Consider the following 24,236-nt stretch of genomic DNA (forward strand, 5'->3'; position numbering starts at 1 on the left):
TCAGAGCCAGGGAGGCAGCGCCCATGTCAGGACCGCGACCCGTGCGAGCAGCGCGAGGCACCGAGCTGAGCGCCCAGGGATGGCAGCAGGAAGCCGCCCTGCGGATGCTGCAGAACAACCTCGACCCCGAGGTCGCCGAGCACCCCGACAAGCTCGTCGTCTACGGCGGCACGGGCAAGGCCGCCCGCGACTGGCGCTCGTTCGACGCGATGGTCCGCACCCTGCAGTCGCTGAAGCAGGACGAGACCATGCTCGTCCAGTCCGGCCGGCCGGTCGGCGTGATGCAGACCCACGAGTGGGCGCCGCGCGTCCTCCTCGCCAACTCCAACCTCGTCGGCGACTGGGCCAACTGGGAGGAGTTCCGCCGCCTGGAGCACCTCGGCCTCACCATGTACGGCCAGATGACGGCCGGCTCGTGGATCTACATCGGCACCCAGGGCATCCTGCAGGGCACGTACGAGACCTTCGCGGCCGTCGCCGCGAAGAAGTTCGGCGGCACCCTGGCCGGGACGATCACCCTCACCGCCGGCCTCGGCGGCATGGGCGGCGCCCAGCCGCTCGCCGTCACCATGAACGACGGCGTCGCGATCTGCATCGACTGCGACCCGCGCGCCATCGAGCGCCGCATCGAGCACCGCTACCTCGACGTGAAGGCCGACTCGCTCGACCACGCCCTGCGGCTGGCCGTCGAGGCCCGCGACGCGCGCCGCCCGCTGTCCATCGGCGTCCTCGGCAACGCCGCCGAGCTCGTCCCGCAGCTGCTCGCCATGAACGCCCCCATCGACATCGTGACGGACCAGACCTCCGCCCACGACCCGCTGGCCTACCTGCCCGTGGGCGTCGACTTCGACGACATGGCCTCCTACGCCGCGGAGAAGCCGGCCGACTTCACCGTGCGGGCGCGCGAGTCGATGGCCCAGCACGTCGAGGCCATGGTCGGCTTCCAGGACGCCGGCGCCGAGGTCTTCGACTACGGAAACTCCATCCGCGGCGAGGCCCAGCTGGCCGGCTACGAGCGCGCCTTCGACTTCCCCGGCTTCGTGCCCGCCTACATCCGTCCCCTCTTCTGCGAGGGCAAGGGCCCCTTCCGCTGGGCGGCCCTCTCCGGCGACCCGAAGGACATCGCCGCGACCGACAAGGCGATCCTCGACCTCTTCCCCGAGAACGAGTCCCTCGCCCGCTGGATCAAGATGGCCGGCGAGCGCGTGCACTTCCAGGGCCTGCCGGCGCGCATCTGCTGGCTCGGCTACGGCGAGCGCGACCGCGCCGGCGAGCGCTTCAACGAGATGGTGGCGGACGGCACCCTGCAGGCCCCCGTCGTCATCGGCCGCGACCACCTCGACTGCGGCTCGGTGGCCTCCCCGTACCGCGAGACCGAGGCCATGCTCGACGGCTCCGACGCGATCGCCGACTGGCCGCTGCTGAACGCCATGGTCAACGTCGCCTCGGGCGCCTCGTGGGTCTCCCTCCACCACGGCGGCGGCGTCGGCATGGGCCGCTCGATCCACGCGGGCCAGGTCACGGTCGCCGACGGCACGGCCCTGGCGGGCGAGAAGATCCGCCGCGTCCTGACCAACGACCCGGGCATGGGCGTCATCCGCCACGTGGACGCCGGCTACGACATCGCGGAGTCGGTCGCCGAGGACCGCGGGGTGCGCATCCCGATGCGGGAGGGCGAGTGACCGCGGCTGCGGGCAGTCGTCCCGCAGGGCGGGACGGGTGGGCGCAGCCCGACCACCGGCCCGCAGCAGAGGCGGGTGCCCCCGGTGGGGCGGACCGCGGGACGCCGGGCACGGCCCCGTCGTTCCACGAGATGTGGCGCGACCTCGCGCCCATCGGCCGCAACCCCGAGAGCGGCGGCTACCGCCGCTTCGCCTGGACCGGTGCCGACACCGACTGCCGCGAGTGGTTCAAGGCACAGGCCGAAACCCGCGGCCTCACCTACGAGACCGACCGCAACGGCAACCAGTGGGCCTGGCTCGGCGACCCCGCCGCGGGCGACGCCGTCGTGACGGGCTCCCACCTGGACTCCGTCCCCGACGGCGGGGCCTTCGACGGCCCCCTCGGCGTCGTGTCGTCCTTTGCCGCCCTCGACGAGCTGCGCGCCCGCGGCGCGCGGCCCGGCCGCCCCCTCGCCATCGTCAACTTCGGTGACGAGGAGGGCGCCCGCTTCGGCCTCGCCTGCGTCGGCTCCCGGCTGACCGCCGGACAGCTCACCCTCGACAAGGCCCACGCGCTCCGGGACGCCGACGGGGTGTCCCTCGCGCAGGCCATGGAGCGGGCCGGCCACGACCCGGAGGCCATCGGGGCCGACCCCGGGCGCCTCGCCCGCATCGGCGCCTTCGTCGAGCTCCACGTGGAGCAGGGCCGTGCCCTCGCGGACACCCCGCACGCCGTCGGCGTCGCCTCCGCCATCTGGCCGCACGGCCGCTGGCGGTTCGACTTCCACGGCGAGGCCAACCACGCCGGCACCACCCGCATCGAGGACCGCCGGGACCCGATGCTCACCTACGCCAACACCGTCCTGGCCGCCCGCAAGAAGGCCCGCCTCGCCGGCGCCCTGGCCACCTTCGGGAAGGTCAGCGTCGAGCCGAACGGCGTCAACGCCATCGCCTCGCTCGTGCGCGGCTGGCTCGACTCGCGCGCCGCCGACGAGGAGACCCTCGCCGCCGTCGTCGCCGAGATCGAACAGGCGGCCGTCGAGCGCGGCACCCGCGACGGCGTCGGCGTCCACGTCACCCGGGAGTCCTTCACCCCCGTGGTGGAGTTCGCCCACGACCTGCGCGACGAGCTCGCGACGCTGCTGGGCGGCGTCCCCGTGCTCCCCACCGGCGCCGGACACGACGCCGGTATCCTCTCCGGCGTCATCCCCACCGCCATGATGTTCGTACGGAACCCGACCGGCGTCTCGCACTCGCCAGCCGAGACGGCCGCCGAGGACGACTGCCTCGCCGGGGTGACCGCACTCGCCGACGTACTGGAGGGCCTCGCGTGCAGGTGACCTACTGGGCCGAGCACGCGTGGCTCGGCACCCACGTCGAGCCGGGCGTGGCCATCGACGTGACCGCCGAAGGCCGCATCGGGGCCGTCCGCACGGACGTCCCGGCCCCGCCCCCGGGGGCGGTCGCCCTGCGCGGGCTGACCCTCCCGGGCCTGGCCAACGCCCACAGCCACGCCTTCCACCGCGCCCTGCGCGGCCGCACCCAGGTCGGCAGCGGCACGTTCTGGACCTGGCGCGACGTCATGTACGGCGTCGCCGACCGGCTCACCCCCGAGAGCTACCACGCCCTCGCCCGCGCCACCTACGCCGAGATGGCCCTCGCCGGCATCACCTGCGTCGGTGAGTTCCACTACCTCCACCACGCCCCCGGCGGCACCCGCTACGCCGACCCCAACGCCATGGGCGAGGCCCTGATCGCGGCCGCCGCCGACGCGGGCATCCGCATCACCCTCCTCGACACCGCCTACCTCTCCGCGGGCTTCGGCGAGCCCCCCAACCGTCACCAGCTCCGCTTCTCCGACGGCACGGCCGACGCCTGGGCCGAGCGGGCCGCCGCCCTCAAGCCCGCCGGCCACGCCCGCATCGGCGCGGCCGTCCACTCCGTGCGGGCCGTGCCCGCCGGCCAGCTGGCGACCGTCGCCGACTGGGCGAAGGACCGCGAAGCGCCCCTGCACGTGCACCTCTCCGAGCAGACCGCCGAGAACGACGCCTGCCTGGCCGCGCACGGCTGCACCCCCACCCGGCTCCTCGCCGACCACGGAGTGCTCGGCCCCCGCACCTCCGCGGTGCACGCCACGCACCTGACCGACGACGACATCGCCCTCCTCGGCGGCGCCGGCTCGACCATCTGCATGTGCCCCACCACCGAGCGGGACCTCGCCGACGGCATCGGCCCCGCCGTCCGGCTCCAGCAGGCCGGCAGCCCCCTGTCGCTGGGCAGCGACAGCCACGCCGTGATCGACCTCCTGGAGGAGGCGCGCGCCATGGAGCTCGACGAGCGGCTGCGCACCCGCACCCGCGGCCACTGGACCGCCGCCGCCCTGCTGCGCGCAGCCACCGCCGACGGCCACGCCTCCCTCGGCTGGGACGACGCGGGCCGCATCGCGCCGGGCGCGCTCGCCGACCTCACGACCGTCGCACTGGACTCCGTCCGTACCGCGGGGCCGGATCCCCTGCACGCCGCCGAGACGGCCGTATTCGCCGCGACGGGCGCGGACGTCCGGCACACGGTGGTCGGGGGCCGGCACGTCGTGCGCGACGGGGTGCACCTGCTCGTACCGGACGTACCGCAGGCCCTGGCCGATTCCATCGCCGCCCTGCGCGGCTGACGCCGAGGACCGGAGTAAGCATGAGCACGGCGATCATCAACATCAGCAGTCTCGTCACCAACGACCCCTCCCTCGGCGAAGGCCCTCTCGGCCTGATCCGGGACGCGGCAGTCGTCATCGACGGCGACCGCATCGCCTGGATCGGTGAGACCAGCAAAGCACCCGCCACTGACAACGCCGTCGACGCCGAGGGCCGCGCGGGCCTCCCCGGCTTCGTCGACTCCCACTCCCACCTGGTCTTCGCCGGAGACCGCACCGCCGAGTTCAACGCCCGCATGTCCGGCCGCAGCTACAGCGCCGGCGGCATCCGCACCACGGTCGCGGCGACCCGTGCGGCGACCGACGAGGAGCTCGAAGCCAACCTCGTCCGCTACCTCCGCGAGGCCCTGCGCCAGGGCACCACGACGCTGGAGACCAAGTCCGGCTACGGCCTGACCACCCACGACGAGGCCCGGGCGCTGCGCATCGCCGCCGCCCACACCGACGAGGTCACCTACCTCGGCGCGCACATCGTGGCCCCGGAGTTCGCCGACGACCCCGAGGCGTACGTCGCGCTCGTCACCGGCGAGATGCTCGACGCCTGTGCCCCGCACGCCCGTTGGGTCGACGTGTTCTGCGAGCGGGGCGCCTTCGACGGCGACCAGGCCCGGGCGGTCCTGGAGGCGGGCCGCAAGCGCGGACTGACCCCGCGCGTCCACGCCAACCAGCTCGGCCACGGCCCCGGCGTCCAGCTCGCGGTGGAGGTGGGCGCGGCCTCGGCCGACCACTGCACCCACCTCACCGATGCGGACGTCGACGCCCTGGCAAGCGGCGACACCGTCGCCACGCTGCTCCCCGGCGCCGAGTTCTCCACCCGTGCCCAGTGGCCGAACGCCCGCCGCCTCCTGGACGCGGGCGCCACGGTCGCCCTGTCCACGGACTGCAACCCCGGCTCGTCCTTCACCAGCTCCATGCCCTTCTGCATCGCCCTGGCGGTCCGGGACATGGGCATGACCCCCGACGAGGCCGTCCTGGCCGCCACGGCGGGCGGGGCGGCCGCCCTGCGCCGCACGGACATCGGCCGCCTGACGCCGGGCGCCCGTGCCGACCTCGCCCTGCTGGACGCCCCCTCGCACGTCCACCTCGCCTACCGGCCCGGTGTGCCGCTGGTGTCGGCCGTGTGGCGGCGGGGCATCCGCGCCCTCTGAGAGGACGTCAGGGCCCGGTCAGGGCGGCATCAGGGTGTTCCCCGACGTCACAGGGGTGCCCGGGCCGAAAGGATCGGGCCATGGCAGAGAAGACGTGGGGGCGGGCGGCATACGTCGCGGGGCCCGTGTGCATGGGGGCCTACGGCCTCGTACGGCTGGTCGACGAGGAGCGCGGCCCGGGGCCGGCCTGGACGCTGGGCCACCTCGCCCTGCTGGCGGGCGTCGTGCTGTTCGCCCCGGTGTTCGTGGGGCTGGGCGCCCGGGCGGCGCGCGGAAGGGGAGCGGCCGGCCGGTGGTCCGCCGGTACCGGGCTCGTCCTGGGCCTGCTGGGCGTGGCGGCGGTGACGGTGCAGGCGGGGATCGACCTGCTCGTCGGCTCCCGGTCGGAGGACCGGGCGACCATGGACGCGCTCTTCGAGCGCATCCAGAGCCACGCCGGGGTGAAGCCCGCCTTCTACACCGTCGGCCCGTTGCTCTTCTACGTGGGACTGGTGCTGCTCGTGGGGCAGCTGGCGGTTCAGCGTGCGACCGCGGCCTGGCGGCCGCCGGCCGTCGTGGCCGGGGTGGCGGTCACCGCCGCGAGCCTGGACCTCATACCCGTGGGCGCGTTGCTGTTCCTCCTGGTGCTCGCCCCGCTCCGCGACGCGTCCGCCGACGGGGCACCGCCGGCGGCGCGACCCGCGCCGCGCCGCACGGCGTGATCCGTGCGGCGCGCGGGCCGGTGAGCGGAGGCGGTGCCGTCCCGCAGGGGTGCGGCGCCGGTGTCACTCCTCGGTCAGCAGCCCCCGGCGCAGCCGCACCAGGGTGCGCGACAGCAGCCGTGAGACGTGCATCTGGGAGATGCCCAGTTCGTCGCCGATCTCCGACTGCGTCATGTTGGCCACGAAGCGCAGGGAGAGTATCCGCCGGTCCCGCGGCGGCAGTTCGGCGATGAGGGGCTTGAGCGACTCGACGTACTCGATGCCTTCGAGGCCGTGGTCCTCGTAGCCGATACGGTCCGAGAGGGAACCCTCGGGCTCGTCCTCGTCGGCCTGGGCGTCCAGCGAGCTCGCGGTGTACGCGTTGCTCGCGGCCATGCCCTCGACGACCTCGTCCTCCGACAGGCCCAGCCGCTCGGCCAGTTCGCCCACGGTGGGGGAGCGGTCGAGCTTCTGCGCCAGCTCGTCGCCGGCCCGGGCCAGATCGAGCCGGAGCTCCTGCAGGCGCCGGGGAACGCGCACCGACCAGCTCGTGTCACGGAAGAAGCGCTTGATCTCGCCGATGATCGTCGGCATCGCGAAGGTGGGGAACTCGACGCCGCGGCTCAGCTCGAAGCGGTCGATGGCCTTGATCAGCCCGATGGTCCCGACCTGGATGATGTCCTCCATCGGTTCGCTGCGGGTGCGGAACCGTGAGGCCGCGAACTTCACCAGTGCCAGGTTGAGTTCGACCAGCGTGTTGCGGACGTACGCGTACTCGTGGGTGCCCTCTTCGAGCGACGCGAGGCGCGCGAAGAGCGTCTTGGACAGAGCACGTGCGTCGACCGCTCCCACCTCTTCGTAGGGCGGGATGTCGGGGAGCCCGGTGAGACCGGGGTCGCTGTGCTCGGGCGGGGTTGTCGACGACGCGGTCTCCCGGTCCTCGGAGGTGCGCTCCGCCGGGGCGGCGCACGAGGTATCGGAATGCTTTTCGTCGAGCCGGGGTGACATGGTCTCCTCCATCATTCTCGGCACATGGCTGCCGATGCCGTGACCCTTTTGCTGCGGTTTGCGGCGCCTCCGAGCCGTCCGTGGTGGATGTGTCCCTACTAGCCCTACCGGTCTTTGCCTTCCTGTGGCAAGTGCCGTTTGTCCGGTTACGTCGGAAATGGCGGAAGTTCGGCTTCCGGACGCGCGTCAGGAAGGCGTAGGGTTTTGCCTGCGCCACACGGGTACGCCATGAAGGCACGTAAGGCACGAAGGGGAGCGCATGGAACGCGGGATGGTCGGCAATCCGAGTAGAGGCCGACTGCAGGTGGAGGTCCGGCGTCATGGTGCGAGCTCGATCGTGTCACCGGCGGGTGAGCTCGATCACCACACGGCCGAATTGTTGCGTGGACCACTCGAGGACTGCGTCCGTGACGGCGACGCACGCGTGGTGGTCGACTGCTCGCAGCTCGACTTCTGCGACTCCACCGGACTGAACGTGCTCCTCGGTGCGCGGCTGAAGGCCGAGGCCGCCGGAGGGGCGATCCATCTGGCCGCCATGGGCCCCGTCGTCGCCCGGGTCTTCGAGATCACGGGCGCCGGAGCCGTCTTCACCGTTCACGACACGCTCGATGCGGCCCTCGCCGACTGAGCTCGTCCGAATATCTCCTTCCGGTCCGCAGTTGCCTGTGTCACAGGCGTCATGTCGAATTCGTGGGTGTTCTCACGATTCCGCCGGGCAGGAGACAGCTGAATCCCTTGTAGATGTTCGTGTTCGTTTCGGTGAATCGGTGAGGTGAAGCGCTGATGAGCACCCCCCGGGCGTGCCCACCGCCGGACGGTCCCGGTCCGGATGGACCGGGCGCCGTCCCGGCCGGTTCACCGCCACCGGCCGGCCAGAGCCGCAGGCTGCGCCTCGTCGGCGTGGGCGGCGCCGTGCCGCTCTCCCGTGATTTCACCCGGCAGGCGCTCCACGACTGGGGCTGGCTGCCGGCCGGCACCGCCGACCACCGCGCCGCCGCCGAGGACGTCCTGCTGGTCGTCTCCGAGCTGGTCACCAACGCCTGTCTGCACGCCGACGGCCCCGAGGAGCTGCGGGTCAGCTGCACCGGCAAGGTGCTGCGGCTGGAGGTCGCCGACCTCGGCGCCGGCACGCCCGCGCCCCGCACCCCGCACCGCGCGGGACGGCCGGGCGGCCACGGCATGTTCATCGTGCAGCGGCTCTGCCTGGACTGGGGCGTCCTGCGGCGCGACGGCGTCGCCGGCAAGACGGTCTGGGCGGAGCTGGCCGCCCCGTCCTGACGGGCCGGACACGCCTGCCCCGTACGGGACCCCCGTCCGGACACACCCTCCCGGAGCACGCCGCGCATCGAGTGCGGCGTGTTCTTTGTCTTCCCTCTCCACGGTCCCCGGCGTACTGTCGGCGCCCGATCTGATGTGCCGTCAGTGAATTTCGGCTGCGGCACCGGACGAGAGGGGAACCCCAGGTGTCCCACATCCCACGCCACCCCGTGCGCCGCGCCGGTGCGCTCGTGGTCTCGGCGGCGCTGGCCGGTGGCACGATCCTGCTGGTCGCCCCGGCCGCGCAGGCCCAGACCGTCGACGTCGAGTACCACTGCAAGACCCCCATCGGGGACAAGAGTGCCGTCTCCCCCATCGACATCAAGGCCGTGGCGAGCGGCGACGCGTACACACTCACCATGTCCTTCCAAAAGGGCGTCTCCTCCAGCCCCATCGAGCTCGGCAAGGGCGCGATGAAGCCGAGCGCCGTCATCAAGCTCGGCGGCGCCGACAGCGGCACGGTGGCGGTCTCCGGCCCCGCCAACGACCAGCCGATACCGCCCAACACCCCCATCAAGATCAGCGACTTGTCGGGTACGTACACGCCGAAGAAGGCCGGACAGGTCACCTTCACGGCCTCGACCCTCACCATCTCCGCGCTCGGGACCACGACCACCTGCAACCCCGCGAACAACCCCAAGCCGTCCCTGACCCTCGACGTCAAGGCCCCGGGCGGCTCCACCGGCGGCTCCACCGGCGGCTCCACGAGCGGGTCCACGGGCGGGTCCACCGGCGGATCGACGAGCGGTTCGACCGGCGGTTCCACCGCGGGCTCGACCGGAGGGTCGTCCACCGGCGGCTCCGGCAGCACCGGCGGCAGCACGGGCGGCACGACCGGTTCCACGTCCGGCACGTCCGGCGGCGGTCAGTTGCCGCAGACCGGGCCCAGCGACTCCGCCGTCGCCCTCGGCACCCTCGGCGGCACGGTGCTCCTCGCCGGCGTCGCCGGCACCCTCTGGCTCACCCGGAGGCGCCGCACCACCGGCTGACCCCCGTATCCCCCCACGCCCAGGGAGCCGCCGATGACGTCCCGCACCCGCGCCGCCGCGCTCTCGGCCGTACTGGTGCTGATCACCCTCCCGGCGGCCCCCGGCGCGGCCGCCGCGGACGCGACGCCGTGGACGGCCGTCCCCGCCCCCGCCGGCGCGAAGGGCCCCACGACCGAGGACCGGTCCGCCTTCTACCTGGAGGGCGCGCCCGGCACGGTGCTGCAGGACAAGCTGTCGGTCGTGAACCCCGGCGACCGGCCCCGCACCGTCGAGCTGCGCGCCACCGGCCCGTGGGTCGCCCTCGCGACCGCACGGGTGACCGTCCCGCCCCGCACCCGCGCGGACGTGCCGCTGACGGTGACCGTCCCCGTGGGCACGGGGCCCGGCCGCCACGCCGCCGCCGTGGTCGCGACGGGGGAGGGCCGGCTGCTGCGGGTCCCCCTGGCGGTACGCGTCGGCGGCCCGGCCCTGTCCGCGCTCTCGGTCGAGCACGTCCGGGTCAGCGGCACGGGCGGCGCCGCGGTCATCCGCTACTCCCTGGTCAACCGGGGCAACACCGCCCTCGCCCCGCGCCTCGCCCTGCGCGCCGAGGGGCTCTTCGGCGAGGTCCTGAGCCGGCCCGCCTCCGGCGTGCCCGCCGAGCTGCTGCCGGGCCGCAGCGTGCGGCTGACCGAGAAGTGGCCGGACGCCCCGCGCCTGGACCGGGTGCGGGTGCGCGTCACGGCCACGACCCCGGACGGCATCCGTGCAGCCGCCTCCGGCGCGTACACGCCCCTGCCGTGGCTGGGCCCCGCCCTCGCCGGCGCGGCCGCCCTGGCGGCGGCAGGCGCGACCGTACGGCTCGTACGCCGCCGCAAGGCCCGCTCATGAACGGCCGAGGCGTGCGGGCCCGGCTCGTGGCGCTGCTCGCCGCGCTCCTGCTCGGCACCGCCCCCGCCACAGGCATCGCAGCAGTACCAGCCGTCGCAGCAGCCACAGCCACAGCATCGGCCGCCGCATTCGCCCAGCGCGCCGAGGCCCCCGGCGTCACCCTCGACCACCCCGAGGCCGCCCGCGGCGCGAGCGTCACCGTCAGCGGCAAGGGCTGGCGGCCCGGGGCCCTGCTGACCCTGCTCGTCTGCGGCCAGAACATGATCGGCGGCACCAACGCCTGCGCCAACGCCGAGGGCCGCACCGTCACCACCGCCCCCGACGGCACCTTCCGGCGCGTCCTGCCCGTCGCGGCGCCGCCCGAGCCGTGCCCGTGCGTGGTGCACGTCGCGACGGTCACGGGCGAGCCGGCGGCGGCGGACGCGGCGTTCTCCGTCACCGGGCACCCGGTCGAGCCCCTGCCGCAGCGGACCGGCGGCGAGCGGCTGAGCGTGCTCGACGCCCGGCTGGAGGGTGGCGGCTCCCTGCTGACCTGGTTCGGCGCCCCGCCCAAGCGCCGCCTCGTCGTCACCGTCGCCAACCTCGGGCCGACGCCCGCCGTGGACCCGGCCTTCCGGCTCGGTACGTCCCGCGGGGTGCTCGCCCCGTCCTGGGAGGACCGGCCCTGGCGCGGCACCGTCGCCGCCGGAAGCAAGGAGCGGGTGTCGCTGGACGTCGAGCTGGCGGCGGGCGCGTACGGGGACTACCTCGTCTCGCTGCAGTACGGCGGCACGGTGCTCGTCGAGCAGCCGTGGGACGTGAGCCGCCCGTGGGGCGTGACGCTGTTCTGGATCCTGCTGTGCGTCGTGGTGCCGCTGGCGGTCTTCCGCGCCGGCATGGCCGTGGTGGACCGGCTCCGCCCCCGTGCGCCCGCAGGGCCCGCGCCGGGACCGGGCGGCGCGGCGGCCGGCGCGTCCCTGCCCTGGTTCGCCCCGGCCACCGGTCCGGGCGCGGCGCCGCGGCAGGAGCCGGGCGGGGGCGCGCGGTGAAACGCGAAGTGCCCCCGGCGCATCATTGCGCCGGGGGCACTTCTCACGTGTACGGACGGGTCACGTACGGGCCGATCGCATCAGCGTCAGCGCACGTCGCCCATCAGGGCCTCGATCCGCTTGCGGTACATCCACACCGCGAAACCGGCCAGGGTGGCGGCCGCCGCCTGTCCGAGGATCACGCCGATGCCGTTCAGGTCGACACCCGACTCGGACAGCAGGGTCATCGTGCAGTCGCCCGCGGTCACCGCGAGGAACCAGACACCCATCATCTGGCTCGCGTACTTCCGCGGCGCCATCTTCGTGGTGAGCGACAGGCCGACCGGGGAGAGGCACAGCTCGCCCATGGTCTGGATGCCGTAGATCATCAGCAGCCAGGCCGGGGTGACCTTCGTGCCGTCGGTGGCCATGGCCATCGGGATGGCGAAGACGAAGAACGAGGCGCCGATGCCGACCATGGCCATGGAGAACTTCACCGTGGTGCTCGGCTCGCGGTCACGGCGGGCCAGCCAGATCCACATCGAGGCGAAGACCGGGGCGATGGCCATGACCCACAGCGGGTTGACCGACTGGAACCAGGTCGACGGGAAGTCGATGCCGAAGACGTTGTCCGCGGTCTTCTTCTCGGCGAAGGTCGACATCGTTGAGCCGGCCTGGTCGAAGATCATCCAGAACACGGCGGCGGCGACGAAGAACCAGATGTAGCCGCTGACCTTGGTCTGCTCGCTCGCGGACAGTTCCTTGTCGCGCTTGATGCGGGTCAGGACCGTGATCGGGATGATCACGCCGAGCAGGGCGAGCGGGACGGTGGCCCACTTCTGCGTGAAGTGGCCGGTGCCCCCGACGACGCCGTAGAAGGCGGCGGCGACGGCGAGCCACAGCAGGGCCTTCGTCAGCGTGGCCTTGCGCTCCTCGGCCGTCAGCGGCTTCGGGACGACGCTGCTGGTGGGGCTGAGGTGGCGGGTGCCCAGCATGAAGAAGATCAGGCCGAGGCCCATGCCCAGCGCGGCGATCGAGAAGCCCAGGTGCCAGTTGACCTTCTGGCCGACCGTGCCGATGACGAGCGGGGCGGCGAACGCACCGACGTTGACGCCGATGTAGAAGATCGTGAAACCGCCGTCGCGGCGCGGGTCCTGAGGGCCGTCGTAGAGGTGGCCGACCATCGTGGAGATGTTGGCCTTCAGCAGACCGGAGCCCATCGCCACCAGCGCGAGGCCGGCGAAGAAGGAGGGCTTGCCCGGGATCGCCAGCGCCAGGTGGCCGGCCATGATGATGCCCGCCGCGATGGCGACCGTCTTACGGGGACCCCAGACGCGGTCGCCGAACCAGCCGCCGGGCATGGCGAGGAGGTAGACCATCGCCACGTAGACGGAGTAGATGGCCACCGAGCTGGCCTCGGGCATCGCCAGACCGCCGCCCTGGCTGTCGGGCTTCGCGTCCGGACCGCCGGCGATCAGATAGACGACGAGAAGGGCGCGCATGCCGTAGTAGCTGAAGCGCTCCCACATCTCCGTCAGGAAGAGGGGGGCCAGGCCGCGGGGGTGGCCGAAGAACGTCTTGCCGGAGGCCGGAGAGGTCTTCTCCTGCTCCGCCGTGCCCTTCGTCAGGCTGGACGCCATGGTCAATCCTTGTGTTCTCGGGACGCGCGGTGGAGCGGGGTGCGCGCCCGGGTGGGGGTTGGCCGGCACCGGCTACGCGCCGCCCGCCCCCACGCCCGAGGGGTTCGGTCCCTCGGGGTACGAGGAGCCGGCAGGACGGCCGCACGCCGGGATCCACGTCCGCGCGCACCTTCGCGCGACGGACCCGGCCGACAGGTCATTCACTGTGAAACAAGACTGGGGGTCCAGCCCTGCGCACAACAGAGACCTTCGGCGCGTCGGACAAGCCGAAGGTCCCTCGGTGGTGCTACAGACGTCGGGTCACCATACGTCACACCCTGCCCCGGAATGGAAGCCGTTGAGACATGGATCACAGCGTTTTCCGGAACCGCTGACGCATATTCGAAGGTGATAGCACTTTCGGTGAAGTGTTGCCCCAGGACCCCTCCACTACACCTCTGACGTGCGCCCGAGCGGACTACCATCTCTGCATGACCCGAGTACTGCTCGCCGAGGATGACGCTTCCATCTCGGAGCCGCTCGCACGCGCACTGCGCCGCGAAGGGTACGAGGTGGAGGTACGCGAAGACGGTCCCACGGCGCTGGACGCCGGCCTTCAGGGAGGGGTGGACCTGCTCGTCCTCGACCTCGGGCTGCCCGGCATGGACGGTCTGGAAGTGTGCCGCCGACTGCGCACCGAGGGCCACGGCTTCCCCGTCCTGGTGCTCACCGCCCGCGCCGACGAGGTGGACACCGTCGTCGGCCTGGACGCCGGCGCCGACGACTACGTCACCAAGCCCTTCCGCCTGGCCGAGCTGCTCGCGCGCGTCCGGGCCCTGCTGCGCCGCGGCACCGCCGACACCCACCAGCAGCCGCCGGCCACGCACGGCGTCCGCATCGACGTCGAGTCGCACCGCGCCTGGATGGGCGACGAGGAACTGCAGCTCACGGCGAAGGAGTTCGACCTGCTGCGGGTCCTGGTGCGCGACGCCGGCCGGGTCGTCACGCGCGACCAGCTGATGCGCGAGGTCTGGGACACCACCTGGTGGTCCTCCACCAAGACCCTGGACATGCACATCTCCTGGCTCCGCAAGAAGCTGGGCGACGACGCCGCGAACCCGCGCTACATCGCCACCGTCCGCGGTGTCGGCTTCCGCTTCGAGAAGAGCTGAGCCGGCACCGGGCCCCTCCCGGGCTGACCCCGTACCACCGCGCCCGGAGGGCATCGTGCGCCGCCGACTGATCAACTCAACCCTCGCCGTCGTGCTCGTCGTGATCGCCGTGTTCGGCATCTCGCTGGTCATCGTCGAGACCCGCACGATCGAGAGCAGCGCCCAGGAGAGCGTGCAGTCCGAGGCCGTGCGCCTGGTGAGCATCGTCGACAGCCGGCTGGCGGGCGGCGAGCGCGTGGAGTCGGAGATCCTGCGCGAGCAGATCACCCCCAAGCGGTACGCGCGCATCGACATCCCCGGCCGGCAGTCCATCGAGATCGGCAGCCGGCCCGAGGGCGGGGTCATCACCGCCACGCTGAAGGGCGAGCAGGGCGAGACCGTACGCGTGGAGGAGTCCCGCTCCACGGTCAGCCGGGAGGTCGGCCGCACGCTGCTGGTCATCCTGGCCGTGGCGCTGCTCGCCGTGATCGCCGCCGTCTTCCTCGCGGTGCGCCAGGCCAACCGGCTCACCGCCCCGCTGACCGACCTCGCCGAGACGGCGGAGCGGCTGGGCTCCGGCGACCCCCGCCCCCGGCACCGCCGCTACGGGGTGCCGGAGCTGGACCGGGTGGCCGACGTGCTGGACGCCAGCGCCGAGCGGATCGCCCGGATGCTCACGGCCGAGCGGCGGCTGGCGGCCGACGCCTCGCACCAGCTGCGCACGCCGCTGACCGCGCTGTCCATGCGGCTGGAGGAGATCACGCTCACCGACGACCCGGAGACGGTCAAGGAGGAGGCGACGATCGCCCTCACGCAGGTGGAGCGGCTCACCGACGTCGTCCAGCGGCTGCTGACCAACTCCCGCGACCCGCAGACGGGTTCCGCCGTCACCTTCGACCTCGACGAGGTCGTCAAGCAGCAGATCGAGGAGTGGCGGCCCGCCACCCGCACCGCCGGGCGGGCCCTGGTGCGCTCCGGCAAGCAGGGGCTGCGGGCGGTGGGCACCCCGGGCGCCGTCTCCCAGGTGCTGGCGACGCTGATCGAGAACTCGCTGATGCACGGGGACGGCACGGTCGCCATCCGCACCCGGGTGACCGGCAACCAGGCGGTCGTGGAGGTCTCCGACGAGGGGCCGGGCGTGCCGGCGGACCTGGGGTCGAGGGTCTTCGAGCGGACGGTCAGCGGCCGCAATTCGACGGGCCTGGGCCTGGCCGTCGCCCGCGACCTGGCGGAGGCGGACGGCGGGCGGCTGGAGCTGCTGCAGCAGCAGCCGCCGGTGTTCGCGCTGTTCCTGAGCCGGGAAGCCGACCCGCACGACTGACGCCGCCGCCCGCCCGCCCGGCTCACTTCGTCGCGTCGACGCGCTGCGGCTGCGGGGGCGGCGCCACGGCCAGGAACGATTCGGCGGTCTCGACGGCGAACGCATCGGCGGTCACGACGGCCGTGTCGGCGGGCAGGGTGCGGAAGACCCAGGTGCGGTAGGACCAGAAGCGGAAGACCGTGCCCAGGCCCAGGCCGACGACGTTCTTCGCGACGTTGTCGGCGAGCGGGGTGGTCAGGCCGAGGCCGTAGTGGGAGAGGGCCAGGACGCCGTTCTCGATGACCAGCCCGATGCCGCTGAACAGCAGGAACAGCGAGAGCTCGCGGCTGCGGCGGTTCTTGTCGCCGTCGTGCCGGTAGGTCCAGTAGCGGTTGCCGATGTAGTTGGTACCGATGGCGACGGCCGTGGCGATGACGCCGGAGCGCACCACGGCGAGCCCGAAGCCGTGGACGCAGATGTTGAAGACGATGAAGTTGACCACGAAGCCGATCGCGCCCACGGCGCCGAACTTCGCGATCTCACGGGCCAGCCGCTCCAGCCGGGAACGCACTGTGCGCGGTCGAGCTGTGCGCGGTCGAGTCATGTCCTTCATGCTAACCAGGGGCCGCGGGCGGCGGCTCGGAGAGTCGGTGAATGACCGGCTAACGGGAGCTTTCGGTCCTTATCGGCCCGTGGTCCGACGGCTTCCGGTCAGCGGAATTTCTGCCTCCGGAATTGGAGGATCATCCAGGGGCGGTAGGGATGGTTCGTGCGTACGGATACTCTGGGGGCGTGACGTTCCCGGTAGTCGGCATGGTCGGCGGCGGTCAGCTCGCCCGCATGACCCACGAGGCGGGCATCCCCCTCGGCATCAAGTTCAAGCTGCTCAGCGACACCCCGCAGGACTCGGCGGCCCAGGTGGTGAGCGATGTCGTCATCGGCGACTACCGCGACCTGGACACCCTTCGTGCGTTCGCACAAGGCTGCGATGTGATCACCTTCGATCACGAGCACGTTCCGACCGAGCACCTACGGGCCCTGGAGGCCGACGGCATCCCCGTCCGCCCGGGGCCCGACGCATTGGTGCACGCCCAGGACAAGGGCGTGATGCGGGCGAAGCTCACGGAGATCGGCGTGCCGTGCCCACGGCACCGGATCGTGGCCGACCCGGCCGACGTGGCGCGCTTCGCCGAGGAAGGAGAGGGCTTCCCCGTCGTCCTCAAGACCGTGCGCGGCGGCTACGACGGCAAGGGCGTGTGGGTCGTCCGCAACGCCCAGCAGGCGCAGGAACCGTTCCGCGCCGGCGTGCCCGTGCTCGCCGAGGAGAAGGTCGACTTCGTCCGGGAGCTCGCCGCCAACGTCGTCCGCTCCCCGCACGGTCAGGCCGTCTCCTACCCCGTCGTGGAGTCCGTCCAGGTCGACGGCGTCTGCGACACGGTCATCGCTCCCGCACCGGACCTCTCCCCGGAGCTCTCCGCGCACGCCCAGCAGCTCGCCCTCAAGGTGGCCCAGGAGCTGGGCGTGGTCGGCCACCTGGCGGTGGAGCTGTTCGAGACCCGCGACGGCCGGGTGCTCGTCAACGAGCTCGCCATGCGCCCGCACAACTCCGGCCACTGGACGCAGGACGGCGCGATCACCTCGCAGTTCGCCAACCACGTCCGTGCCGTGCTGGACCTCCCGCTCGGCGACCCGCGCCCGCGCGCCCGCTGGACGGTCATGGCCAACGTCCTCGGCGGCGACTACCCCGACATGTACTCCGCCTACCTCCATTGCATGGCACGGGACCCGGGCCTGAAGATCCATATGTATGGCAAGGACGTCAAGCCCGGCCGCAAGGTCGGACACGTCAACACCTACGGCGACGACCTGGCGGATGTGCGCGAGCGCGCGAGCCACGCCGCCGGATACCTGCGAGGAACGATCACGGAATGACTGGTTCCCCCGTCGTCGGCATCGTCATGGGCTCGGACTCCGACTGGCCCGTCATGGAAGCCGCGGCCAAGGCCCTGGACGAGTTCGAGGTCCCCTACGAGGTCGACGTCGTCTCCGCGCACCGGATGCCGCGCGAGATGGTCGCCTACGGGGAGCAGGCCGCCGACCGCGGCCTGAAGGCCATCATCGCGGGCGCGGGCGGAGCGGCCCACCTCCCCGGCATGCTGGCCTCCGTCACCCCGCTGCCGGTGATCGGGGTACCCGTCCCGCTGAAGTACCTGGACGGCATGGACTCCCTGCTGTCCATCGTGCAGATGCCGGCCGGCGTGCCGGTCGCCACCGTCTCCGTCGCCGGCGCCCGCAACGCCGGGCTGCTGGCCGTCCGGATGCTCGCCGCCCACGACGACGACCTGCTCGCCCGCATGCGTCACTTCCAGGACGAGCTCAACGACCAGGCCACCCAGAAGGGCAAGCGACTGCGCTCCAAGGTGCAGGGGACCACCGGCTTCGGCTTCGGGAAGTGAGCGCCGTGACCGCCGATCACCTCGCCCGCGCCCGCGAACTCCTCGCCGCCCACCCGGTCGTCGACGGACACAACGACCTCCCCTGGGCGCTGCGCGAGCACGTCCACTACGACCTCGACCGGCGCGACATCGCCACCGACCAGAGCGCCACGGGCCTGCACACCGACCTGCCCCGGATGCGGTCGGGCGGGGTCGGCGCCCAGTTCTGGTCCGTCTACGTCCGGACGGACATGGCCGGCGACGACGCCGTCAGCGCCACCCTCGAACAGATCGACGTCGTCCGGCAGCTGGCCGCCCGCCACCCCGCCGACCTGCGCCTGGCGTTCTCCGCCGACGACATGGAGGCCGCGCGCGCCGAGGGCCGCATCGCCTCCCTGATGGGCGCCGAGGGCGGCCACAGCATCAACTGCTCGCTGGCCACGCTGCGCGCCCTGCACCGGCTGGGCGTGCGCTACATGACGCTCACCCACAACGACAACGTGCCGTGGGCCGACTCGGCGACCGACGAGCCCGCGGCGGGCGGACTGACGCGCTTCGGCGAGGAGGTCGTCCGCGAGATGAACCGCATGGGCATGCTCGTCGACCTCTCGCACGTCTCCGCCGACACCATGCGGGACGCACTGCGCGTCAGCGAGGCGCCGGTGATCTTCTCGCACTCCTCCGCGCGGGCCGTCTGCGACCACCCGCGCAACGTGCCCGACGACGTCCTCGGCTCGCTGGCCGTGAACGGCGGCGTGGCCATGGTGACGTTCGTCCCGAAGTTCGTGCTGCCCGAGGCGGTCGCGTGGACCCGGGCGGCGGACGAGAACATGCGCGCCCACGGCCTGCACCACCTCGACACGAGTGCCGAGGCGATGGCCGTGCACCGCGCGTTCGAGGCCGGGCACCCGCGCCCGGTCGCGACGGTGGCCACGGTCGCCGACCACCTCGACCACATGCGTGAGGTCGCCGGCGTCGACCACATCGGCATCGGCGGCGACTACGACGGCACGGCCTTCACGCCCGAGGGCCTGGAGGACGTCGCCGGCTACCCCCGGCTGATCGCCGAGCTGCTGCGGCGCGGCTGGTCCGACGCGGACCTGGCGAAGCTGACGTGGCAGAACGCGGTGCGCGTCCTGAGGGCCGCGGAGGACGTGGCCCGGGAGCTGTCCACGGTGCGCAGGCCGTCGGTCGCGACGATCGAGCAGCTGGACGGGTAACCGGGGCTCCGCCCCGGACCCCGGTCCTCGAACTCCCCCAGCTACCGCTGGGAGGTGCCCCCGGACGGGCTGGATTTCCGGCCCGTCCGGGTCGGCTACGCCTGCGGGCGGCCCATCGCGCGGAAGGTCCAGCCGGCGGCGCGCCACACGGCCGGGTCGAGCGCGTTGCGGCCGTCGAGCAGTCGCGGTTCCACCACCACGTCGGCGATCGCCACCGGGTCCAGCTGCCGGAACTCCGCCCACTCCGTCAGGTGCAGCACCACGTGGGCGCCCCGGCACGCCTCCAGGGCGCTCGGTGCGTAGGCGAGGGTCGGGAAGAGCCGGCGGGCGTTGTCCATGCCCTTGGGGTCGTACACCGTCACCTGGCCGCCCTGCAGGTGGATCTGCCCGGCGACGTTGAGCGCGGGAGAGTCCCGCACGTCGTCGGAGTCCGGCTTGAACGTGGCGCCGAGCACCGCGACGCGCTGCCCGAGGAAGCTGCCGCCCACGCTCTCGCGGGCCAGCTCGACCATGTGGGCGCGGCGGCGCATGTTGATGGAGTCGACCTCGCGGAGGAAGGTCAGCGCCTGGTCGGCGCCCAGTTCGCCGGCCCGGGCCATGAAGGCGCGGATGTCCTTCGGCAGGCAGCCGCCGCCGAAGCCGACGCCGGCCCGCAGGAACTTCTTGCCGATCCGCTCGTCGTGGCCGATGGCCTCCGCCAGCTTCACCACGTCGCCGTCGGCGGCCTCGCAGACCTCTGCCATGGCGTTGATGAAGGAGATCTTGGTGGCGAGGAAGGAGTTGGCGGCCGTCTTGACCAGCTCGGCGGTGGGGTAGTCGGCGACCACGAACGGCGAGCCCTCGCCGATCGGCGTGGCGTAGACCTCGCGCAGCAGCTTCTCGGCGCGCTCGCCGCCGACGCCCACGACGATGCGGTCGGGGTGCAGGGTGTCCTCGACGGCGAAGCCCTCGCGCAGGAACTCGGGGTTCCAGGCCAGCTCGACGTCCTCGCCCGCCGGGGCCAGGCCGGTGAGCAGGCGTGCGAGCCGCGCGGCGCTGCCGACCGGGACGGTCGACTTGCCGACGACCAGGGCCGGGCGGCGCAGCAGCGGGGCCAGCGAGCTGAAGGCGCTCTCGACGTAGGACATGTCGCAGGCGTACTCGCCGTGCTTCTGCGGAGTGTTCACGCAGACGAAGTGGACGTCGCCGAAGTCGGCGACCTCCTGCCAGGAGGTCGTGAAGCGCAGCCGCCCGGTCGAGCCCTCCAGGCCGGCGACGTGCTTGCGCAGCAGCTCCTCCAGGCCGGGCTCGTACATCGGGACCTCGCCGCGCGAGAGCGTCTCGATCTTCTCGGGCACCACGTCCAGGCCCAGCACCTCGAACCCGAGCTCGGCCATGGCGGCGGCGTGGGTGGCGCCGAGGTAGCCGGTGCCGATCACGGTGATCTTGAGGGCCATGCCGTTCTCCAGGTGCTGACTCGTGGTGCCGACGTGCCGACCGGCCGACCTGCCGGATTGCGATGCCCGAGCATAGTCGGGCCATGGTCGGGAAGGCTCCCGGGGAGATCGGCCGCTGTCGGCAAGCTCACGTATCCCCTCCGTAGGGGGCGCCCCTAGAATCGGGGTTACTAAACGGTAGTTAACTCTCTGGGGAGTACGCCTTGGCGGGAAACAAGGACTTCGACCTGTACCGGCCGTCCGAGGAGCACGACGAGCTCCGCAAGGTCGTCCGCTCGCTCGCCGAGGCGAAGATCGCCCCGTTCGCCGCCGAGGTGGACGAGGAGGGCCGCTTCCCGCAGGAGGCGCTCGACGCGCTCACCGCCTCCGACCTGCACGCCGTGCACGTCCCGGAGGAGTTCGGCGGAGCCGGCGCGGACGCGCTCGCCACCGTCATCGTGATCGAGGAAGTCGCGCGCGTGTGCGCCTCGTCCTCCCTCATCCCGGCCGTCAACAAGCTCGGCTCGCTGCCGGTCGTTCTCTCCGGCTCCGACGAGCTGAAGAAGAAGTACCTGGGCCCGCTCGCCAAGGGCGAGGGGATGTTCTCGTACTGCCTCAGCGAGCCCGACGCCGGCTCGGACGCCGCCGGCATGAAGACCCGCGCCGTCCGCGACGGCGACTTCTGGGTCCTCAACGGCGTCAAGCGCTGGATCACCAACGCCGGCGTCAGCGAGTACTACACGGTCATGGCCGTCACCGACCCGGAGAAGCGCTCCAAGGGCATCTCCGCCTTCGTCGTCGAGAAGTCCGACGAAGGCGTCTCCTTCGGCGCCCCGGAGAAGAAGCTCGGCATCAAGGGCTCGCCGACCCGCGAGGTCTACCTCGACAACGTCCGCATCCCCGCCGACCGCATGATCGGCGAGGAGGGCACCGGCTTCGCCACCGCGATGAAGACCCTGGACCACACCCGCATCACCATCGCGGCCCAGGCCCTCGGCATCGCCCAGGGCGCCCTCGACTACGCCAAGGGCTACGTCCAGGAGCGCAAGCAGTTCGGCAAGCCGATCGCGGACTTCCAGGGCGTCCAGTTCATGCTCGCCGACATGGCCATGAAGATCGAGGCCGCCCGCCAGCTGACCTACGCGGCCGCCGCCAAGTCCGAGCGCGGTGACAGCGACCTCACCTTCCAGGGCGCGGCGGCGAAGTGCTTCGCGTCCGACGTGGCGATGGAGGTCACGGTGGACGCCGTCCAGCTCCTCGGCGGCTACGGCTACACCCGTGACTACCCGGTCGAGCGCATGATGCGCGACGCCAAGATCACGCAGATTTATGAAGGCACGAATCAGGTTCAGCGCATCGTCATGGCGAGGAACCTGCCGTAACCCGCGTCCGGCGCGAGCAGCGCGAACGGCCCCCGGTGCAGAGCGCCGGGGGCCGTTCGCCGTCTCCGGTGGCGGCGCGGCGTCCGGCGGGTGAAGGTGGGTCGCGGGGGGTGTCCGTACTGCCAGGGAGGCGACGCGTCATGCCCGAGGTAACCGAGCCCTACGTTCCCGGCACGCCCTGCTGGGTGGATCTCGTGATCCCCGACCAGCGGGAGGCGCTCGACTTCTACCGGGACCTGTTCGGCTGGCAGGGCGAGCCCGGGCCGCCGGAGACCGGGGGGTACGCCGTGTGCACCCTGAACGGCAAGGCCGTGGCGGGGATCATGACCTCGATGGCCCAGGAGGGCGGGTCCAAACCGCCGCCCGCGTGGACCACGTACCTGGCCGTCACCGACACCGATGCGGCCGTACAGAAGGTCAGGGAGCACGGCGGGACGCCGCTGATGGATCCGATGGACGTCCTCTCCCTGGGCCGGATGGCCGTCGTGGCGGACTCCACGGGTGCGGTGTTCGGGCTGTGGCAGGCCGGGGAGTTCATCGGCGCCCAGGTGGTCAACGAGCCGGGCTCGGTGGTGTGGAACGAGCTGAACACCGCCGACCCGGAGGCGGCGGCCACGTTCTACGAGGAGACCGTCGGACTGACGGCCACCACCATGAAGGAGGCCCCTGGCTACTTCGCCCTCAAGACGGGCGACCAGGCGGTCGGCGGCATGCAGAGCCTGGAGAAATCCCCGCCCGGATCGCCCTCCCACTGGCTGACGTACTTCAACGTCGACGACACCGACAGCACCGTCGACGCGCTGACCAGGGCCGGCGGCAACGTGCTCAAGCCGCCGTTCGACATGGTGGCGGGCCGGATGGCCGTGGTGCAGGACCCGCAGGGCGCGGTCTTCGCCCTCATCACCCCGGTCCCGATGTCGTCCGGCGGCTGACGGTCCCGGTGCCGCCCGGGTGCCGGCCGGGCCGGCACCCGGGCGGCGCGGGCGTCACTTGTCGGTGACGGTGACCTTCTGGTCCTTCTTCAGCTGGTCGAAGAGCTGCTTCGCCTTGGCCGTGTCCCACTTGACCGCCACGCCGTCGCTGCGCGTGGGGAAGTTCGGGTTGGCGATCGGCACGGTCATCTGCTGCCCGTCACCGCCGGTGACGCCCTTCATGGCCCAGAACATGTCCATCAGGTCCCACAGCCCCATGTCCTTGTCGACGATGAGCGTGTCGAGCCCGGAGCCGATGACGGGGTAGAGGCGGAAGGGATTGAGGACCGTGGAGGGGGAGGCGGCCTGCTTGGCGAGGGTGTTCAGGAACTTCTGCTGGTTGCGCATCCGGCCCAGGTCCTGGTCGGCCTCCTGGTGGCGCTGGCGGACGAACGCCAGCGACTGGGCGCCGTTCAGCTCCTGGCAGCCCGCCTTGAAGTCCGCGCCCGAGTCGCGGTCCTTCAGCGGCTTGTCCAGGCACATCTCCACGCCGCCGAGCGCGTCCACCAGATTGCGGAAGCCACCGAAGCCGATCTCCGCGTAGTGGTCGATGCGCAGGCCGGTGTTGTACTCGATGGTCTGCGCCAGCAGCTCCGGGCCGCCGTCCGCGTACGCCTGGTTGAGCTTGTGCGTGGAGGCCGGGAACTGCTTGCCCGACTGCTTCCCGGTGAAGGCGGGGATCGTGACGTACGAGTCGCGCGGCAGGCTCAGCATCGTGGTGCCGTTGTCGCCGGTGTGCAGGATCATCATCGAGTCGGTGCGCTTGCCGTCCGCCGACCCGGTGTGCAGTTCCTTCTTGTCCTCGTCGGACAGGCCCTCACGGCTGTCCGACCCGACGATCAGGTAGTTCGTGCCCTCGCCCGCCTCGGGCCGGTCCTTGACCTTGCTCAGGTCGACCTCCTGGCGCAGCTTGCCGTCCGCCCAGAAGTACGTGCCGACGGAGACGACCAGCAGCGCACTGACGAAGGCGATCGACCCGATCTTGATGCGCTTGCGCCAGTCCGGGGCGCCGGCCCGCGGGCCACGTCCGCCGGGAGCCCCGCCGCCGGGCCCGCCCGGGCCGCCGGGGCCCGCGGGACGGCCGCTGCCGTGGCCGTAGACCTGTCCGGTGTTGTAGCCGTCGAGGCGGTCCGGGGAGTCGTAGCCCTGGGGCGGCCGGTACTGCGGTGGCGGTCCGTCCTGCCGGGCGTGCGGGAAGGCGCGGGCACCCTCCGGCTCGGCGCTGGTGCCACCGCGCCCGTACCGCTCGCGGCGGTCGTGGGTCCGCCCTTCGGGCCAATCGTTCATGGGTCCGAGTGTGCCTGCTGGGGCGCGCCGCCACACAGGGGGTGGACGAATCCGGGGCACTGCTGTTGC

Annotated in this window: 22 protein-coding genes; 17 read left to right on the forward strand and 5 right to left on the reverse strand. The window is 72.3% G+C overall.

The features are described 5' to 3' along the window. Positions 1–23: 23 nt before the first annotated feature. From hutU to IE182_RS25705, 5 genes are all read left to right on the forward strand, one after another. Entirely contained in the window at positions 24–1,682 is a 1,659-nt protein-coding gene (gene hutU / locus IE182_RS25685) for a urocanate hydratase (RefSeq protein WP_190112306.1), read from the forward strand. A 131-nt stretch (positions 1,683–1,813) separates the two neighbouring features. Beyond that, entirely contained in the window at positions 1,814–3,001 is a 1,188-nt protein-coding gene (locus IE182_RS25690) for an allantoate amidohydrolase (RefSeq protein WP_190112353.1), read from the forward strand. Beyond that, positions 2,992–4,329 (forward strand): formimidoylglutamate deiminase, encoded by a 1,338-nt coding sequence (locus tag IE182_RS25695; RefSeq protein ID WP_190112307.1) that lies wholly within the window; start codon positions 2,992–2,994, stop codon positions 4,327–4,329. Before IE182_RS25690 ends, IE182_RS25695 begins: the two co-directional genes overlap by 10 nt. Positions 4,330–4,349: 20 nt before the next feature. After that, complete coding sequence (gene hutI / locus IE182_RS25700; RefSeq protein WP_190112308.1) at positions 4,350–5,516, forward strand: imidazolonepropionase; 1,167 nt, start codon at positions 4,350–4,352, stop codon at positions 5,514–5,516. Between the two features lie 80 nt (positions 5,517–5,596). Next, a complete protein-coding gene (locus IE182_RS25705) occupies positions 5,597–6,217 on the forward strand; it encodes a hypothetical protein (RefSeq protein WP_190112309.1) in 621 nt (206 codons plus the stop codon). A 63-nt stretch (positions 6,218–6,280) separates the two neighbouring features. On the opposite strand, the gene IE182_RS25710 is transcribed toward IE182_RS25705, so the two are convergent. Next, positions 6,281–7,204, reverse strand: coding sequence for an RNA polymerase sigma factor SigF (locus IE182_RS25710; RefSeq protein ID WP_373303615.1), 924 nt, complete (start codon positions 7,202–7,204; stop codon positions 6,281–6,283). Positions 7,205–7,463: 259 nt separating this feature from the next. On the opposite strand from IE182_RS25710, the gene IE182_RS25715 reads away from it, so the two are divergent. The 5 genes from IE182_RS25715 to IE182_RS25735 all read left to right on the forward strand — a co-directional run bounded on the left by IE182_RS25715 (position 7,464) and on the right by IE182_RS25735 (position 11,408). After that, entirely contained in the window at positions 7,464–7,832 is a 369-nt protein-coding gene (locus IE182_RS25715; RefSeq protein ID WP_190112310.1) for an STAS domain-containing protein, read from the forward strand. Between the two features lie 155 nt (positions 7,833–7,987). Beyond that, the gene (locus IE182_RS25720) at positions 7,988–8,482 is read left to right on the forward strand and encodes an ATP-binding protein (protein ID WP_190112311.1); all 495 of its coding nucleotides are present in this window, start codon (positions 7,988–7,990) and stop codon (positions 8,480–8,482) included. 185 nt (positions 8,483–8,667) lie between these two features. Next, positions 8,668–9,510 (forward strand): LPXTG cell wall anchor domain-containing protein, encoded by an 843-nt coding sequence (locus IE182_RS25725; protein ID WP_190112312.1) that lies wholly within the window; start codon positions 8,668–8,670, stop codon positions 9,508–9,510. A 33-nt stretch (positions 9,511–9,543) separates the two neighbouring features. Further along, positions 9,544–10,380 (forward strand): COG1470 family protein, encoded by an 837-nt coding sequence (locus tag IE182_RS25730; RefSeq protein ID WP_190112313.1) that lies wholly within the window; start codon positions 9,544–9,546, stop codon positions 10,378–10,380. Beyond that, on the forward strand, positions 10,377–11,408 hold the full coding sequence (locus tag IE182_RS25735) for a hypothetical protein (RefSeq protein ID WP_190112314.1): 1,032 nt from the start codon (positions 10,377–10,379) through the stop codon (positions 11,406–11,408). The genes IE182_RS25730 and IE182_RS25735 overlap by 4 nt, the downstream gene beginning before the upstream one ends. Positions 11,409–11,494: 86 nt before the next feature. Here IE182_RS25735 and IE182_RS25740 read toward each other — a convergent pair whose 3' ends face one another. Beyond that, the gene (locus IE182_RS25740) at positions 11,495–13,027 is read right to left on the reverse strand and encodes a peptide MFS transporter (RefSeq protein WP_190112315.1); all 1,533 of its coding nucleotides are present in this window, start codon (positions 13,025–13,027) and stop codon (positions 11,495–11,497) included. A 470-nt stretch (positions 13,028–13,497) separates the two neighbouring features. Between IE182_RS25740 and IE182_RS25745 the strand changes: the two genes are divergently transcribed. Together IE182_RS25745 and IE182_RS25750 are read left to right on the forward strand one after the other, a co-directional pair. After that, positions 13,498–14,178, forward strand: coding sequence for a response regulator transcription factor (locus IE182_RS25745; protein WP_190112316.1), 681 nt, complete (start codon positions 13,498–13,500; stop codon positions 14,176–14,178). A gap of 55 nt (positions 14,179–14,233) precedes the next feature. Further along, the gene (locus tag IE182_RS25750; protein ID WP_190112317.1) at positions 14,234–15,478 is read left to right on the forward strand and encodes a sensor histidine kinase; all 1,245 of its coding nucleotides are present in this window, start codon (positions 14,234–14,236) and stop codon (positions 15,476–15,478) included. 22 nt (positions 15,479–15,500) lie between these two features. Here IE182_RS25750 and IE182_RS25755 read toward each other — a convergent pair whose 3' ends face one another. Beyond that, entirely contained in the window at positions 15,501–16,061 is a 561-nt protein-coding gene (locus IE182_RS25755) for a GtrA family protein (RefSeq protein WP_190112318.1), read from the reverse strand. A 188-nt stretch (positions 16,062–16,249) separates the two neighbouring features. On the opposite strand from IE182_RS25755, the gene IE182_RS25760 reads away from it, so the two are divergent. The 3 genes from IE182_RS25760 to IE182_RS25770 are packed head-to-tail and all read left to right on the forward strand — an operon-like array spanning position 16,250 to position 19,112. Next, the gene (locus IE182_RS25760) at positions 16,250–17,389 is read left to right on the forward strand and encodes a 5-(carboxyamino)imidazole ribonucleotide synthase (protein ID WP_190112319.1); all 1,140 of its coding nucleotides are present in this window, start codon (positions 16,250–16,252) and stop codon (positions 17,387–17,389) included. After that, positions 17,386–17,913, forward strand: a complete 528-nt coding sequence (purE, locus tag IE182_RS25765) for a 5-(carboxyamino)imidazole ribonucleotide mutase (protein ID WP_190112320.1) — start codon at positions 17,386–17,388, stop codon at positions 17,911–17,913. The genes IE182_RS25760 and purE overlap by 4 nt, the downstream gene beginning before the upstream one ends. A gap of 5 nt (positions 17,914–17,918) precedes the next feature. Further along, positions 17,919–19,112: a dipeptidase gene (locus IE182_RS25770; RefSeq protein ID WP_190112355.1), complete on the forward strand. Its 1,194-nt coding sequence runs from the start codon at positions 17,919–17,921 to the stop codon at positions 19,110–19,112. A 95-nt stretch (positions 19,113–19,207) separates the two neighbouring features. On the opposite strand, the gene IE182_RS25775 is transcribed toward IE182_RS25770, so the two are convergent. After that, positions 19,208–20,548 (reverse strand): UDP-glucose dehydrogenase family protein, encoded by a 1,341-nt coding sequence (locus IE182_RS25775; RefSeq protein ID WP_190112321.1) that lies wholly within the window; start codon positions 20,546–20,548, stop codon positions 19,208–19,210. Positions 20,549–20,751: 203 nt separating this feature from the next. On the opposite strand from IE182_RS25775, the gene IE182_RS25780 reads away from it, so the two are divergent. Together IE182_RS25780 and IE182_RS25785 are read left to right on the forward strand one after the other, a co-directional pair. Next, positions 20,752–21,909: an acyl-CoA dehydrogenase gene (locus tag IE182_RS25780; protein ID WP_190112322.1), complete on the forward strand. Its 1,158-nt coding sequence runs from the start codon at positions 20,752–20,754 to the stop codon at positions 21,907–21,909. 140 nt (positions 21,910–22,049) lie between these two features. Beyond that, positions 22,050–22,841 carry a VOC family protein gene (locus tag IE182_RS25785; protein ID WP_190112323.1) on the forward strand — a complete coding sequence of 264 codons (792 nt, stop codon included), beginning with the start codon at positions 22,050–22,052 and terminating at the stop codon, positions 22,839–22,841. Between the two features lie 54 nt (positions 22,842–22,895). On the opposite strand, the gene IE182_RS25790 is transcribed toward IE182_RS25785, so the two are convergent. Continuing rightward, complete coding sequence (locus IE182_RS25790) at positions 22,896–24,167, reverse strand: LCP family protein (protein WP_190112324.1); 1,272 nt, start codon at positions 24,165–24,167, stop codon at positions 22,896–22,898. Between the last annotated feature and the right edge of the window lie 69 nt (positions 24,168–24,236).

The organism is Streptomyces cinnamoneus (genome assembly GCF_014650495.1).
Classification (GTDB): Bacteria; Actinomycetota; Actinomycetes; order Streptomycetales; family Streptomycetaceae; genus Streptomyces; species Streptomyces cinnamoneus.

Bases quoted from the DNA above. Each gene is read 5' to 3' on its own strand.
- hutU (WP_190112306.1), top strand. From the start codon at position 24: ATGTCAGGACCGCGACCCGTGCGAGCAGCGCGAGGCACCGAGCTGAGC.
- IE182_RS25690 (WP_190112353.1), top strand. From the start codon at position 1,814: ATGTGGCGCGACCTCGCGCCCATCGGCCGCAACCCCGAGAGCGGCGGC.
- hutI (WP_190112308.1), top strand. From the start codon at position 4,350: ATGAGCACGGCGATCATCAACATCAGCAGTCTCGTCACCAACGACCCC.
- IE182_RS25705 (WP_190112309.1), top strand. From the start codon at position 5,597: ATGGCAGAGAAGACGTGGGGGCGGGCGGCATACGTCGCGGGGCCCGTG.
- IE182_RS25710 (WP_373303615.1), bottom strand. From the start codon at position 7,204: ATGTCACCCCGGCTCGACGAAAAGCATTCCGATACCTCGTGCGCCGCC.
- IE182_RS25715 (WP_190112310.1), top strand. From the start codon at position 7,464: ATGGAACGCGGGATGGTCGGCAATCCGAGTAGAGGCCGACTGCAGGTG.
- IE182_RS25720 (WP_190112311.1), top strand. From the start codon at position 7,988: ATGAGCACCCCCCGGGCGTGCCCACCGCCGGACGGTCCCGGTCCGGAT.
- IE182_RS25730 (WP_190112313.1), top strand. From the start codon at position 9,544: ATGACGTCCCGCACCCGCGCCGCCGCGCTCTCGGCCGTACTGGTGCTG.
- IE182_RS25735 (WP_190112314.1), top strand. From the start codon at position 10,377: ATGAACGGCCGAGGCGTGCGGGCCCGGCTCGTGGCGCTGCTCGCCGCG.
- IE182_RS25740 (WP_190112315.1), bottom strand. From the start codon at position 13,027: ATGGCGTCCAGCCTGACGAAGGGCACGGCGGAGCAGGAGAAGACCTCT.
- IE182_RS25745 (WP_190112316.1), top strand. From the start codon at position 13,498: ATGACCCGAGTACTGCTCGCCGAGGATGACGCTTCCATCTCGGAGCCG.
- IE182_RS25755 (WP_190112318.1), bottom strand. From the start codon at position 16,061: ATGACTCGACCGCGCACAGCTCGACCGCGCACAGTGCGTTCCCGGCTG.
- purE (WP_190112320.1), top strand. From the start codon at position 17,386: ATGACTGGTTCCCCCGTCGTCGGCATCGTCATGGGCTCGGACTCCGAC.
- IE182_RS25775 (WP_190112321.1), bottom strand. From the start codon at position 20,548: ATGGCCCTCAAGATCACCGTGATCGGCACCGGCTACCTCGGCGCCACC.
- IE182_RS25785 (WP_190112323.1), top strand. From the start codon at position 22,050: ATGCCCGAGGTAACCGAGCCCTACGTTCCCGGCACGCCCTGCTGGGTG.
- IE182_RS25790 (WP_190112324.1), bottom strand. From the start codon at position 24,167: ATGAACGATTGGCCCGAAGGGCGGACCCACGACCGCCGCGAGCGGTAC.